Origin of the sequence: Methylopila henanensis (genome assembly GCF_042681025.1) — a bacterium.
Taxonomy (GTDB): Bacteria; Pseudomonadota; Alphaproteobacteria; order Rhizobiales; family Methylopilaceae; genus Methylopila; species Methylopila henanensis.
Genome location: NZ_JBHUER010000010.1, coordinates 530359 through 543867 on the forward strand (window position 1 = coordinate 530359; position 13509 = coordinate 543867).

Sequence of the window (13509 nt, forward strand, 5' to 3'; positions counted from 1 at the left end):
GATCCGCGCCACGGCTTTCGAGGCCGCGGCGCGAAGATCAGGCCGCGGCCTTGCGTCCGCGCTTGGCCGGAGCCGGAGCGGCGGCGGCCGCCTTGCTGCGCTGCTGGCCGAGGCCGGCCTTCTTTGCGAGCGCCGAGCGGGCGGCGGCATAGTTCGGGGCGACCATGGGATAGTCGGCCGGCAGGCCCCACTTGGCGCGGTAATCGGCCGGCGTCATGTCGTAAGCGGTGCGCAGATGACGCTTCAACGACTTGAACTTCTTGCCGTCTTCCAGGCAGATGATGAAATCGGGACCAACCGACTTCTTGATCGGCACCGCCGGCGTAAGCTCGACGACCGGCTCCTTGGTCGCGCCGGTCGCAGCGGCGGCCAGGGCGCCGTGCACCGTCTGGATCAGACCCGGGAGATCGGCCGCGGCGACCGAGTTGTTGCTGACGTAGGCGCTCACGACATCGGCGGCCAGGGTGACGTAATCGATCTCTTCGCTCATTTCGATTGAAACTCCTCTTTCGCTAATCAGGGATTGAGCCGGTTCGCGCAATTTTGCAAGTCGAAAACGAAGTCGCTCTCGATAAATCCACCATGAGCGGGCTATAACGGGTTCGCGCGGCAGCAGAGGGCTATTAAAAGTAGCGACTGGGCCCCGCGTCCGTCCCGTCGCGAGCGCCGCGCAGCGGCTTCCGAGCGGCGCGACCTATGGTCTTTCCGGACGATCGCCGCGAGCGAATCTGAGCGGGAGGGTCTACATAAAGCGATATTCGCCGCACGCCGCCGCGAAGGAGACGTGAATGCCGCACGAGACGCCGCTGATTTCGACGTTGGTCGCGGGCTTCGTGCTCGCCTTCGTGCTCGGGGCTCTCGCCAATCGGCTCAAGCTACCTCCTCTCGTAGGTTATCTCGTCGCGGGCGTGCTCGTGGGGCCTCACACGCCCGGCTATGTCGCGGACCAGCAGCTCGCGCCCGAACTGGCGGAGATCGGCGTCATCCTGCTGATGTTCGGCGTGGGGCTGCACTTCTCGCTGAAGGACCTGCTCTCGGTGCGCGGCATCGCGGTGCCCGGCGCCGTGGTCCAGATGGGCTTCGCCACGCTGCTCGGCTGGGGCCTCGGCGCGGCGCTCGGCTGGAGCCATGGCGGCGGCCTGGTGTTCGGTCTCGCGCTCTCCGTCGCCTCCACCGTCGTGCTGCTGAAGGCGCTGCAGGAGCGCCGCCTCATCGAGAGCGAGCGCGGCAGGATCGCGGTCGGCTGGCTCATCGTCGAAGACCTCGCGATGGTGCTGGCGCTGGTCCTGCTTCCGGCGGTCGCCAGCATCGCGGGCGGGGACAGCGGGCACAGCGGCGGCGATCCGCTGGCGACGCTCGTCAGCCGCGCGCTCGGCGTCGATCTCGGCCTTATCGGCGTGCTCGCGCTGACGCTCGTCAAGGTCGCGGCCTTCGTCGCCTTCATGCTGATCGTCGGCCGGCGCGTCATCCCGGCCGTGCTGCACCGGATCGCGCACACTGGCTCGCGCGAGCTGTTCCGCCTCGGCGTGCTGGCGATCGCGCTCGGCGTGGCGTTCGGGGCGGCGAAGCTGTTCGGCGTCTCGCTGGCGCTCGGCGCCTTCTTCGCCGGCATGATCCTGTCCGAGAGCGAGCTGTCGCACCGCGCCGCGCAGGAGAGCCTGCCGCTGCGCGACGCCTTCTCCGTGCTGTTCTTCGTCTCGGTCGGCATGCTGTTCGACCCGTCGATCCTGATCCGCGACCCCGGCCCGGTGATCGCGACCTTCGCGATCATCGTGATCGGCAAGTCGATCGCGGCCTTCCTGATCGTCATCGCCTTCAACCGCACGGTCGGAACCGCGTTGACGATCTCCGCGAGCCTCGCGCAGATCGGCGAGTTCTCCTTCATCCTGGCCGAGCTCGGGGTCGGTCTGAAGCTGCTGCCGGAAGAAGGCCGCGACCTCATCCTCGCCGGCGCGCTGCTGTCGATCGTGTTCAACCCGATCATGTTCGTGCTGGTCGAACGGCTGAAGCCGTGGCTCGAGGCGCGGATCGCCCGCGGATCGCCGAAGGTCGCCGTGGCGCAGCCCGACACTTCCGGCCCCGAGCTCGACGTCGACCGCACCAAGCCGCTGGTCGCCCCCGACGGCGGCCCGGCGCCGGCCGCGGCCGAACCGTCGGTCGCGACCGTGGAGGCCGAACGCGCCGCTGCGGTCGATGACGAGGACGCGCCGCAGCAGGCGACGACGCTGACCGGCCACATCGTGCTCGTGGGCTACGGCCGCGTCGGCGCGCTTGTGGGCGAGCAGCTCAAGGCCGCGGGCGTGCCGTTCCTTGTGGTGGAGGACGCCGAGAAGCCGATCGCCACTCTCAAGGAGTCCGGCGCCGAGACCATCGTCGGCAACGCCGCGGCGTCCGACGTGCTGGCGCTCGCCGGACTCGACAGGGCGTCCCGGCTCGTGGTCGCGATCCCGAACGCGTTCGAGGCCGGCCAGGTGGTGGAGCAGGCCCGCAAGCTCAACCCGAACCTCACCATCCTCGCCCGCGCCCACGCCTACGCCGAGATCGAGCATCTCGAGAAGCTCGGGGCGAACGAGGTCATCATGGGCGAGCGCGAGATCGCCCGCGGCATGCTGGAGCGCCTCGGCCTCGGCCGCGGGCTGTCGTCCGGGCCGACGCCAGACCGGCCCGCCGCGCCGCCGGACGGCCCCGGCGGAGGCTCCGCTCCCGACGTTCCGCCCACGGGCGGCGCGGCTCCGGGGCCTGCGCCTACGACGCCCGAGGCTGCGCCCCGCGCGGCCGATCCGGAGCCGCAGACCGAGCCGTTCCGCCCCCTGCCCCCGGCCGCGACGCCCGCCTGATACGCGGAACGCCGATCAGCCCCGCCGAATGGCCGGCTCGACGCCGGCCCTTCGGCTCACTATATCGATCGGTACAAAACGTCTGGAAAGTTCGCGGAGATGGGCAGGCCCAAAGAATTCGACGTCGACGAGGCGCTGTGCGCGGCGCTGGAGGTGTTCTGGCGTCACGGCTACGAAGGCGCGTCGCTGAGCGACCTCACGGACGCGATGGGCATCACGCGCCCGAGCCTCTACGCCACCTACGGCAACAAGGAGGAGCTGTTCCGCAAGGTGCTGGACCGCTACGAGCAGAACCATCTCTGCTTTGTCGCGGACGCCCTCGCCGAGCCGACGGCGCGGCGCGCGATAGAACGCCTCCTCAAGGGCTACGCCGACGTGCTGACCGATCCGATGCATCCGCCGGGCTGCCTCGGCGTCAACAGCGGCGTCGCCTGCAGCGAGGCCGGCTCCACCATCCGCGACGAACTCGTCGCGCGGCGCTCGCTCAGCGAACGCACGCTGCGGGAGCGGCTCGACAAGGCCGCGACGGACGGCGAGCTGCCACCCGACGAAGACCCGGCCGACTGGGCGCGCTACGTGATGGCGGTCGGCCTGGGCATGGCCGTGAAGGCCTCGTCCGGCGCCGACCGCGCCGAACTCTACCGCGTCGCCGACCTCGCGCTCCGGGCGCTGCCCAGCACCTGCCGCGCGCTCTGACCAGCGCGCGGAGCCCCGGTCAGCGCCTCGTCGGGATCAGCCGCGAAGGCCTTCCGCGAGGTTGCGGTTGATGTTGATCAGCGCCGACATCGGCTCGGCGGAAGGGTTGATCTCAAGGCTGTGGCAGCGGTCGAGCACGAACATCGCGATCTTCTTGATGTTCGTCTTGGTGGCGGCGTCGAGCGGGTTTTCGGCGCGCAGCACGGAGCTGAGGAACACGGTCCAGAGCTTGCGGTTGAAGGTCGCGGCCTCGCGGGCGGCGGTGCGGTCGAAGGGCTGCGCGGTCTGCGCGGCGGCGAAACGGGCCGCCGCCCTCAGCAGCAGCTGGGCCTCGCGCTCGCGCGGATTAGCCGTCGCTTGCGCCATCCGCGCGTACGCCTGCGCTCCGTTCTGCATGCTCGAAGATTCCCTTCTCGTGCGCCACGAGACTGCGCGCCTCACGCAAAGCTTTGTAAAGCGCGCCTGTTAAGACGTGGTTATTTATCCGGTCGATCAGGGGAAGCATGCTCGGCGCGGCCTTCACGGCGTCGCGAGTGAGCGCGCTGTAGATCTTGCTGACCTTCTCGATCGAGCCGGCCATGTACATCATCTGGACGGTGTAATAGATGCGCTTCGCCGGGGTGTCGGCGTCGCGCTCCTGCAGGATGTCGCGCTCGCGCAGCACCGGATCGCCGCCGTCGATCAGCAGCTGGGTGCGGGCGGCGCCGTTGGTGACCACGGACCGTCCGATGACGATCCGCTCCCCGGGCTTCAACTCCACCTTGAGGGTCATGCGCATCCTCCGTGGCCGGCGGCCTGAAACGGCGAGCGGCGGACGCCCGACCGGACGTCCGCCGCTCCGCCCGAAAAGGAAGCCCGGCGCCTCACTGCAGAAGCTGCAGCACCGCCGATTCCTGCTGCGTAGAGATCGAGAGCGAAGACACGATGAGCTGCTGGCGCGTCTGCAGCGTGGCGAGGTTCGCGGCCTCTTCGTTGGTGTCGGCGCCGACCAGGGCGAGCGAGCCGTCCTGCAGGGTGCCGATCATGTCTTTGGTGAAGGTCTCGCGGGTCTGCACGATCGCGAGCTGCGAGCCGAACTTGGCGGACTGCGCCTCGATGGTCGCAAGCGCCGCCTCGAGCGTGTCGATGATCTTCTCGATCGAGTCGGAGTCGTAGAAGTCCTCGGCGCTGATCGAGGCCAGGCCGAGGCCCTCGGCGTCGAACTGCACGCCCTTGACCTCGAGCCGCGACGAGCCGTCCTCGTTGAAGATGACGTCGAGATCGTCGCCGTTCAGAAGATTGACGCCGTTGTAGGTGGCGTCCTTGGCGAGCTTCGCGATCTCGCTGAGGAAGTCGTTGTAGTCGGTGGCGAAGTTCGAGCGCTTGGTGGCTGCGTCCTGATCGAGCACGGGGGCCGCGAAGCCGCCGCTGCCGAAGACCGCGCCGGCGCCCGTGGCGGTGCCGGTGGCGGCGATCGGCGTGTCGGCCGCGATCGCGTTCGTGGTCTGGAACGCGAGCTTGGCGCCGGCTTCGCCTTCCTTCGGGATCGATGCGGTGAGCTGGACGTCGTTGTTGAGCAGCCAGGCGTTCAGCTCGTCGATCGTGTCGACGTTGTCGGCGCCGGGCGAGGACGCGAAGGTCACGGTCTTCAGCGCGCCGAACTTGTCGGTGAAGGTGAGCGTCTTGTCCTTCAGCAGGCTGTCGCCGCTCGTCGTGGTCGACAGCGTGCCGTTGGTCGAGGTCGCGCTGGTCGCGGTCGAGCCGTCGGCGATCAGGCCGAGGGAGTCGAGCAGCGTGGACGAACCGCCGATGGTCAGGTCGGCGCCGCTCTCGAGCTCGAACTCCAGCGTGCCGCCGTTGTCGACGACGTTCAGCCCGGAGATGTTCAGCGAGTCGATCGCCGTCTTGACCTGCGCCGCCGTGGCGTTGGCCGGGATGTTGACCGTCGCGCCGTTGACCGTCAGCGCGCCGCCCGAGTGGGTCGCGTCGACGTCCTCGACGCCGTCGAAGGTCGTGGCGACCGCCGGCGTCACGGTGTTCATCGAGAGCAGGTTGTCGCCGCTCAGCCCGTTCATGGTCGCCGACGTCAGGCTCGCCTTGGTCGAGACCGCAAGCGGCGACTGCTGGGCGGAGCGGGCCGTCGACTTCAGCGACTCGACGAGGTCCGTGATCGCCTTGATGCCGTTGTCGGCCGCCTCGAGCGTCTGGATTGAGTTCTTGACGTTGTCGAGCAACGTTCCGAGATCGCTCGCCCGCCGGTCCAGCGACTGGGCGGTGAAGAAGCTCGCGGGATTGTCCAGCGCCGAGTTGACCTTCTTGCCGGTCGAAAGGCGCTCTTCGGTGCGGTTGAGCAGTTCGGTCGTCTGCTGCATCGAGCGCAGGTTCGACCGGACCGCGGAATTGAGCGTGATGTCGGCCATAAGAAAGGCTCCGATTCGGGACGTCGTTTAGGACGTTGATCGGAACATAGGCCGTTAACCTTAATCGGAAGTTAAGGTTAATGCCGGCTTAGCGACTGTGGTCTGACGCAACCGACGGGGCGCCGCCAAGCCCGCGCCCGCGCAAAAGAAAACGGCGGGAGCCGTGTGGGCTCCCGCCGTCGTTCAGGCCGGTTCTTCGCCGGAAGCGTCGATCAGCGGAGGAGCTGAAGGACGTTCTGCTCCTGGCTGGTCGAGATCGACAGCGAGGAGACGATCAGCGACTGACGGGTCTGCAGGGTCGCGAGATTCGCGGCCTCTTCGTTGGTGTCGGCGCCGACGAGCGACAGCGCGCCGTCCTCGAGGGTGCCGACCATGGCCTTCGTGAAGGACTGGCGGGTCTCGACGACCGAGAGCTGCGAGCCGAGGCGCGAGGACAGGCTGTCCAGCGAGCCGAGGGCGTCGTTCAGCTTGGAGACCACTTCCTCGATCTTCGAGCTGTCGGCGAAGTCCTCGAACGAGATGTCCGAGAGGCCGAGACGGTCCATCAGATCGACGCCGGAGACGTCGAGCTTGGAGGAGCCGTCCTCGTTGAACACGACCGAGAGGTCGTCGCCGGCGAGCAGGTTGACGCCGTTGTAGGAAGCGTCCTTGGCGAGCTGAGCGATCTGCTGGCGCAGGTCGTTGTAGTCGTTCTTGTAGTCCGTGCGGCGGGACTTGCCGTCGCCGTCGAGCACGGCCGACTTGGTGGCCGCGGCGGTGGAGGACAGGCCGAAGATTTCGCCGGCGGCGGGGGTGCCGTCGGTGCTGACCGCCGTGCCGCCGATCGTGAGGTCGGACGAGCCGTGCTCGTTCGTGGTCTCGATCGTCAGCTGGCCGGTCGAGGAGATCGTGGCCTTGGCGTTGTAGCCCGACAGAGCGGTGTTCAGGTCCGCGAGCGTAGACACCTGACCGGCGCCCGTGCCGAAGGTGATCGAGCCGGTCTGGCCTTCGCCGACCTTGACCGTCAGGGTCTTGCCCGTCAGGTCGTTCGCAGCCGCCGTACCGTTCGTCGAGGTGACGTCGGTGTCGGTGCCGCCCGCGGCGCTGAGGCCGAGGTTGTCGGCGAGGGCCGCCGTGCTGGCCGAGAGGGTCAGGTCTTCGCCGCTCGCGAGCGAGAAGCCGAGCGTGCCGCCGGTGTTGGTGACGGTGAGGCCAGTGATGCCGGCGGCGTCGATGGCGGCCTTGACCGCGTCGGCGTCGCTGTCGTCCGCGATGGTGACGTCGGTGCCGTTGATGGACAGCGTGCCGCCGGTGTAGGTGGCGGCGACGTTGCCGACGCCGGTCAGCGTCGTGGCGGTCGCGGCCGTGCCGGTGCCGAGCAGGTTCTCGGCGGTGGCGCCAGCGATGGCGGCGGAGGTGAAGCCGGCCTTCGCGGAGACGGCCGAGCTGGACTGCTGGGCCGAGCGGGCCACCGACTTCATCTGCGTGACGAGGTCGCTGATCGCCGAGATGCCGTTGTCGGCGGCTTCGATCGTCTTGACCGAGTTCGAAACGCTGTCGAGGAGGTTGGTGAGGTCGCTCGCGCGGCGATCAAGAGCCTGGGCGGTGAAGAAGCTCGACGGGTTGTCGAGAGCCGAGTTGACCTTCTTGCCGGTCGAGAGCCGCTCTTCCGTGCGGGCCATCAGGTCGGTGGTCGACTGAAGGGTGCGGAGGTTCGAGCGAACGGCCGAGTTGAGGGTGATGTCGGACATTTCTAGGCTCCTGTTCTGGGAGACTGAGGGGCGCGCCTCGTCCTGAAGCGCACGCGGAGCCTCGGGCGGGCGGCCCTAAGCGGGAGTTAATTCCGCGGCGCGGTTCCGCGCCTGTCGCCGGCAATCGAACGGCATGGTTATCAATAGGTTATGGCTGCAGGACGGGCGGTATCGGGATGAGCCGGGAGGTCGCCCCGGGCCACGCGACCGCAGGCCGGATCGCGACGGCGCATGCGGCGCGACGCTCCGCCGGGCCAGCGCAGGATCGTGTGGGCGCGCGCCCGCACGGAGCTTTTCATACCGATCGATAGCCTAAGCCTTGACAGCGGACGGCCCCGATATCTACCTAGCGGTACGATACCGATCGGTACATTATTCCGATACCTTCCCGGGGATGCCGCCATGACGCGTTCCACGCTGTCCGTACGCCTGAGCGCCGGAATCACCGCAGCGGCGCTCGCCGCCGCAGGGGTTTTGAGCTTTTCCACCCTGCCCGCCGGAGACGCCGGAGCCTCCGACGCGCCGGCCGCGCCCGCCGCGACCGAAGTCGGCGTCGCCACCCTCGCCCGCCGCGACACGCCGAGCTGGACGGTGTTCTCCGGCCGGCTTGAGGCGGTCGAACAGGTCGAGGTGCGCTCGCGCGTCGCCGGCCCGATCCAGCAGATCCATTTCCGCGAGGGCGCGCTGGTCAAGGCCGGCGACCGGCTCGTCACCATCGATCCCGCCCCTTACGCCGCCGAGGTCGAGCGCGCGCGGGCCGGCGTCGCGGCGGCCGAGGCGCGGCTGACGCTCGCCCGCGCCGACCTCGAGCGCGGCCGCCGCATGACGGCGCTCTCGACGATCTCGCAGCGCGACCTCGACACCCGCGTCAACGCGCTCGGCGAAGCGGAAGCGAACCTCGCCGGCGCCAAGGCGGCGCTCACGACCGCGGAGCTCAACCTGAGCTACACCGAGGTGCGCGCGCCGGTCGCCGGCCGCGTCGACCGGATCGAGATCACCGTCGGCAATCTGGTCGCGGCAGGCCCCGGCGCGCCGGTGCTGACCCGCCTCACCTCCGTCGACCCGATCTACGCCAGCTTCGACGCCGACGAGCTCGCGGTCTCGCGTGCGCTCGACAGCCTCGACGACGGCGGCGACCGCCGCGAGCGCATCGGCGACATCCCGGTCGAGATGACGCTGCAGGCGCGCGAGGACCAGGTCCGCGGCCGCCTGCAGCTCGTCGGCTCCACCGTCGACGCCCGCACCGGCACCATCCGCGTCCGCGCCACCTTCGCCAACGCCGACGGCCGGCTGATGCCGGGACAGTTCGCGCGCATGAAGCTCGGCCAGGCCAAGACCCGGCCGGCCCTGCTGCTGAGCGAGCGGGCGGTCGGCGTCGACCAGGACAAGTCGTTCGTGTTCGTCGTCGACAGCGAGAACCGCGCGACCTACCGCGAGGTCACCCTCGGCGCCTCGGTCGGCGCCCTGAGGGTGGTCGAGAGCGGGCTGGAGCCGGGCGAGCGCGTGGTGATCGACGGCGCCCAGAAGCTGCGCCCCGGCGCGCTGGTCGACCCCCGCCCCGCCGCCATGGACGCGGTCGCGAGCGTCGGCCGCCAGGCCTCGGCCAGCGAGTGAAGATCCCCGCGCCATGAACATCTCGAAGTTCTTCATCGACCGGCCCGTGTTCGCGGGCGTGCTGTCGATCGTCATCTTCCTCGCCGGCGTGCTGGCGCTGCGCGGCCTGCCGATCTCGGAATATCCGGACGTCGCGCCGCCGCAGGTGGTGGTGCGCGCGACCTATCCCGGCGCCAACCCGAAGGTCATCTCCGAGACGGTGGCGACGCCGATCGAGGAGCAGATCAATGGCGTCGAGGACATGCTCTACATGTCGAGCCAGGCGACCACCGACGGCGTGATGACGCTGACGGTGACCTTCGCGCTCGGCACCGACCCCGACAAGGCCCAGCAGCTCGTCCAGAACCGCGTCGCCCAGGCCGAGCCGCGGCTGCCGGAGGAGGTGCGCCAGCTCGGCGTCACCACCATCAAGTCCTCGCCCGACCTCACCCTCGTCGTGCATCTCGTGTCGCCGAACAAGCGCTATGACATGACCTACCTGCGCAACTACGCCGTCCTGAACGTCAAGGACCGGCTGGCGCGCATCCCGGGCGTCGGCCAGGTGCAGCTGTTCGGCTCCGGCGACTACTCCATGCGCGTCTGGCTGGACCCGCAGAAGGTCGCCGAGCACGGGCTCTCCGCCGCCGACGTGGTCGGCGAGATCCGGGCCCAGAACGTGCAGGCCGCGGCCGGCGTCGTCGGCTCCTCGCCCGCGCCTTCCGACGTCGAGCTCCAGCTCTCCGTCAACGCGCAGGGACGCCTCCAGTCCGAGGAGGAGTTCGGCGACATCGTCGTGAAGTCCGGCGCGAACGGCGAGATCGTGCGGCTGCGCGACGTCGCCCGCATCGAGATGGGCGCCGCCGACTACGCGCTGCGCTCGCTGCTCGACAACGGCGACGCCGTCGCCGTGCCGGTGTCGCAGGCGCCCGGCTCGAACGCGATCGAGATCGCCGACCAGGTCCGCGCGACCATGGCCGAGATCAAGCAGAACATGCCCGAGGGCGTGGACTATGAGATCGTCTACGACACGACCCAGTTCGTGCGCGCCTCGATCGAGGCGGTGGTCCACACCCTGCTCGAGGCGGTCGCGCTCGTCGTGCTGGTGGTGATCGTGTTCCTGCAGACCTGGCGGGCCTCGATCATCCCGCTCGCCGCGGTGCCGGTGTCGATCATCGGCACATTCGCGGTGATGCACCTGTTCGGCTTCTCGATCAACGCGCTCACCCTGTTCGGGCTGGTGCTCGCGATCGGCATCGTCGTCGACGACGCCATCGTCGTGGTCGAGAACGTCGAGCGCAACATCGAGGACGGGCTGGCGCCGCGGGAGGCCAGCTACAAGGCCATGCAGGAGGTCTCCGGACCGATCATCGCAATCGCGCTGGTGCTGGTGGCGGTGTTCGTGCCGCTCGCCTTCATCTCCGGCCTCACCGGCCAGTTCTACAAGCAGTTCGCGCTGACGATCGCGATCTCGACCGTGATCTCGGCGTTCAACTCGCTGACGCTGTCGCCGGCGCTCGCCGCCCTGCTGCTGAAGGACCACCACGCGCCGAAGGACCGCGTCACGCGCTTCCTCGACGCGACGCTCGGCTGGTTCTTCCGCGGCTTCAACCGCGCCTTCGCCTGGGGCTCGGAGGCCTATGGCCGCGGCGTCTCGCGCGCCATCGCCCGCAAGGCGGTGATGCTCGTGGTCTATGTCGCGCTGGTGGGCCTCACCGGCCACCTGTTCCGCGTCACGCCCGGCGGCTTCGTGCCGGCGCAGGACAAGCAGTACCTGGTCGGCTTCGCCCAGCTTCCCGACGCCGCCACGCTCGACCGCACCGAGGCCGTGATCCGGCGCATGAGCGAGATCGCGCTGAAGGAGCCGGGGGTGGAGCGCGCCATCGCCTTTCCGGGCCTCTCCATCAACGGCTTCACCAACTCGTCCAACGCCGGCATCGTCTTCACCTCGCTGAAGCCGTTCGAGGAGCGGCGCGACCCGTCCCTGAGCGCCGCGGCGATCGCGGCGAGCCTCAACGCCAAGTTCGCCGGCATCAAGGAAGCGACGATCGCCATGTTCCCGCCGCCCCCGGTGCAGGGGCTCGGCACCATCGGCGGCTTCAAGCTGCAGATCGAGGACCACGCCGGCCTCGGCTACCAGGCGCTCGACCGCGCGACCAAGGCGTTCCTCGCCCGCGCGCAGGCGGCGCCGGAGCTCGCCGGCCTGTTCTCCTCCTATCAGGTGAACGTGCCCCAGCTCTTCGCCGACGTGGACCGCGTCAAGGCGCGCCAGCTCGGCGTGCCGGTGTCGGAGATCTTCAACACGCTGCAGATCTATTTCGGCTCGATGTACGTCAACGACTTCAACGCCTTCGGCCGCACCTACTCCGTGCGCGTCCAGGCCGACAGCGCCTTCCGCGCCCGCGCCGACGACGTCGGCTTCCTCAAGGTGCGCTCGACGTCGGGCGAGATGATCCCGCTGTCGGCGCTGCTGACGGTGAAGCCGAGCTCGGGGCCGGAACGGGCCATGCGCTACAACGGCTTCCTCTCGGCCGACGTCAATGGCGGCGCGGCGCCCGGCTACTCCACCGGACAGGCGCAGGCCGCGGTCGAGAAGATCGCCGCCGAGACCCTGCCGAAGGGCTTCGCCTTCGAATGGACCGAGCTGACCTACCAGGAGATCCTCGCCGGCAATTCCGGGCTGATCGTGTTCCCGGTGGCGCTGCTGCTGGTCTATCTCGTGCTCGCCGCGCAGTACGAGAGCCTGACGCTGCCGATCGCGATCATCCTGATCGTGCCGATGAGCCTGCTCGCCGCCATGATCGGCGTCTGGCTCACGGGCGGGGACAACAACGTCTTCACCCAGATCGGCCTGATCGTGCTGGTGGGGCTGTCGGCGAAGAACGCCATCCTGATCGTGGAGTTCGCGCGCGAGCTCGAGCATCAGGGCCGCACGGTCCTGCAGGCCGCGATCGAGGCGAGCCGGCTGCGACTGAGGCCGATCCTGATGACGTCGCTGGCCTTCATCATGGGCGTGCTGCCGCTCGCGGCCTCCACCGGCGCCGGCGCCGAGATGCGCTCCGCCATGGGCGTCGCGGTGTTCGCCGGCATGATCGGCGTGACGCTGTTCGGCCTGTTCCTGACGCCGGTGTTCTACGTCGTGATCCGCAACCTTGCAGGGGGCGGCGCGCCGGAGCCGACGCCCGGCCCCGCCCCGGCGGAGCCCGTCGCCCCTTCGGCCGCGACGCGGGTGTCGCTCGGCTGACCTGAACCCTGCGGGCCGCGCTTCCGACGCGCGGCCCCGACCGAAGCAGGACGGCGGCGGGTTTCTGCGTCCCCACGCCCGAACCGTCGTCCTCGGAGGTCCGCGCGCCCGCCGCGCGGACCTCCAACTGGCCGACGGCCGCCGGTTTCCCCTCTCCCCGGCGGCCGTCGCGCCCTATTGGATTTTTGTCCGCTTCAGAACGGCGCTATCGCCGCCGGCGCGTCCACTCGTACCAGAGCAGGAACGCCAGGACGGGCACGCCGACCACAAGGAACGGCATCAGCCCGTCGCCCCAGCCGATGTTCTCCCGCCTTCGCCCGGCGCCGGTGATGGTCGGCTGCGTCCCGTCCGTGGCGTGCAGGAGGAGATCGACGACGTCGATCACGCCGCGCCCTTTTCGAGCCACGCCCGCAGCGCGTCGTTCACGCGCGACTGCCAGCCGGGCCCGGTGGCGCGCAGCTTCGCCACGAGGTCCTGATCCAGACGGATCGAGACCGCCTCCTTGGTCCGGGCCGGTCCGCGCTTGCGGATGGCTTCGTACATCTCGGGAAAGACCTCGGCGAAGGGCTTCGCGTTCAGGAAATCCTCTTCGGTCCATTCCGGATTGTCCGAAACGGCGTCCCAATCTTCCTTGGTGTAGCCCTTGCCGGGCTTGAACGACTTGTCAGCCATTGAAGAGCCTCCGCTCCTGGACGTTGGCAGGGCGCATGCTGACGATCGAAAACGCTTCCGAACCGAGCGAGCGGTAGACGACGGCCGTGACGCGCTCGCCGTTCAGGAGGCCGATCGCAAGGAAGCGCCCCCCGTAGCTCGGCCGGATCACCGCCGTCAGGAAGAACGCATCCGTCAGGTCGGCGAAGTCCATCGCGTGCTGCTCGATGTTCGCCAGCCGCTTCGGCTCGTCCCACGTGATGATCGTAACCTGTATATACAGGTTGCAGGTTCAAGACGCAGCTCAAGCAATGGCGCGAGGCGGGACCGGCGGAATCGGCCGGCCGACTGCGCGGTCCCGG

At 69.1% G+C, this 13509-nt stretch carries 12 protein-coding genes; 4 read left to right on the plus strand and 8 right to left on the minus strand.

From position 1 onward, the window contains the following. Nucleotides 1–37: 37 nt before the first annotated feature. Nucleotides 38–490: a Ros/MucR family transcriptional regulator gene (locus tag ACFSCV_RS15630; RefSeq protein ID WP_378800495.1), complete on the minus strand. Its 453-nt coding sequence runs from the start codon at nucleotides 488–490 to the stop codon at nucleotides 38–40. A gap of 298 nt (nucleotides 491–788) precedes the next feature. Between ACFSCV_RS15630 and ACFSCV_RS15635 the strand changes: the two genes are divergently transcribed. After that, a complete protein-coding gene (locus ACFSCV_RS15635; RefSeq protein WP_378800496.1) occupies nucleotides 789–2837 on the plus strand; it encodes a cation:proton antiporter domain-containing protein in 2049 nt (682 codons plus the stop codon). A gap of 99 nt (nucleotides 2838–2936) precedes the next feature. Next, entirely contained in the window at nucleotides 2937–3533 is a 597-nt protein-coding gene (locus ACFSCV_RS15640) for a TetR/AcrR family transcriptional regulator (RefSeq protein WP_378800497.1), read from the plus strand. A 36-nt stretch (nucleotides 3534–3569) separates the two neighbouring features. On the opposite strand, the gene ACFSCV_RS15645 is transcribed toward ACFSCV_RS15640, so the two are convergent. The 4 genes from ACFSCV_RS15645 to ACFSCV_RS15660 form a co-directional block, all read right to left on the minus strand. Beyond that, nucleotides 3570–3899 (minus strand): flagellar biosynthesis regulator FlaF, encoded by a 330-nt coding sequence (locus ACFSCV_RS15645; protein WP_378800498.1) that lies wholly within the window; start codon nucleotides 3897–3899, stop codon nucleotides 3570–3572. Further along, entirely contained in the window at nucleotides 3880–4311 is a 432-nt protein-coding gene (locus tag ACFSCV_RS15650; protein ID WP_378800499.1) for a flagellar biosynthesis repressor FlbT, read from the minus strand. Before ACFSCV_RS15650 ends, ACFSCV_RS15645 begins: the two co-directional genes overlap by 20 nt. An 85-nt stretch (nucleotides 4312–4396) precedes the next feature. Beyond that, nucleotides 4397–5932, minus strand: coding sequence for a flagellin N-terminal helical domain-containing protein (locus ACFSCV_RS15655; RefSeq protein WP_378800500.1), 1536 nt, complete (start codon nucleotides 5930–5932; stop codon nucleotides 4397–4399). A gap of 212 nt (nucleotides 5933–6144) precedes the next feature. Then, the gene (locus ACFSCV_RS15660) at nucleotides 6145–7662 is read right to left on the minus strand and encodes a flagellin N-terminal helical domain-containing protein (protein WP_378800501.1); all 1518 of its coding nucleotides are present in this window, start codon (nucleotides 7660–7662) and stop codon (nucleotides 6145–6147) included. Between the two features lie 402 nt (nucleotides 7663–8064). On the opposite strand from ACFSCV_RS15660, the gene ACFSCV_RS15665 reads away from it, so the two are divergent. Next, on the plus strand, nucleotides 8065–9276 hold the full coding sequence (locus tag ACFSCV_RS15665) for an efflux RND transporter periplasmic adaptor subunit (RefSeq protein WP_378800502.1): 1212 nt from the start codon (nucleotides 8065–8067) through the stop codon (nucleotides 9274–9276). Between the two features lie 13 nt (nucleotides 9277–9289). Continuing rightward, nucleotides 9290–12496 (plus strand): efflux RND transporter permease subunit, encoded by a 3207-nt coding sequence (locus tag ACFSCV_RS15670; RefSeq protein WP_378800503.1) that lies wholly within the window; start codon nucleotides 9290–9292, stop codon nucleotides 12494–12496. 205 nt (nucleotides 12497–12701) lie between these two features. On the opposite strand, the gene ACFSCV_RS15675 is transcribed toward ACFSCV_RS15670, so the two are convergent. The 3 genes from ACFSCV_RS15675 to ACFSCV_RS15685 are packed head-to-tail and all read right to left on the minus strand — an operon-like array spanning nucleotide 12702 to nucleotide 13430. Continuing rightward, nucleotides 12702–12881 (minus strand): hypothetical protein, encoded by a 180-nt coding sequence (locus ACFSCV_RS15675; protein WP_378800504.1) that lies wholly within the window; start codon nucleotides 12879–12881, stop codon nucleotides 12702–12704. Then, nucleotides 12878–13168, minus strand: coding sequence for a BrnA antitoxin family protein (locus ACFSCV_RS15680; protein ID WP_378800505.1), 291 nt, complete (start codon nucleotides 13166–13168; stop codon nucleotides 12878–12880). The genes ACFSCV_RS15675 and ACFSCV_RS15680 overlap by 4 nt, the downstream gene beginning before the upstream one ends. Continuing rightward, a complete protein-coding gene (locus ACFSCV_RS15685; protein ID WP_378800754.1) occupies nucleotides 13161–13430 on the minus strand; it encodes a BrnT family toxin in 270 nt (89 codons plus the stop codon). Before ACFSCV_RS15685 ends, ACFSCV_RS15680 begins: the two co-directional genes overlap by 8 nt. Nucleotides 13431–13509: the final 79 nt, after the last annotated feature.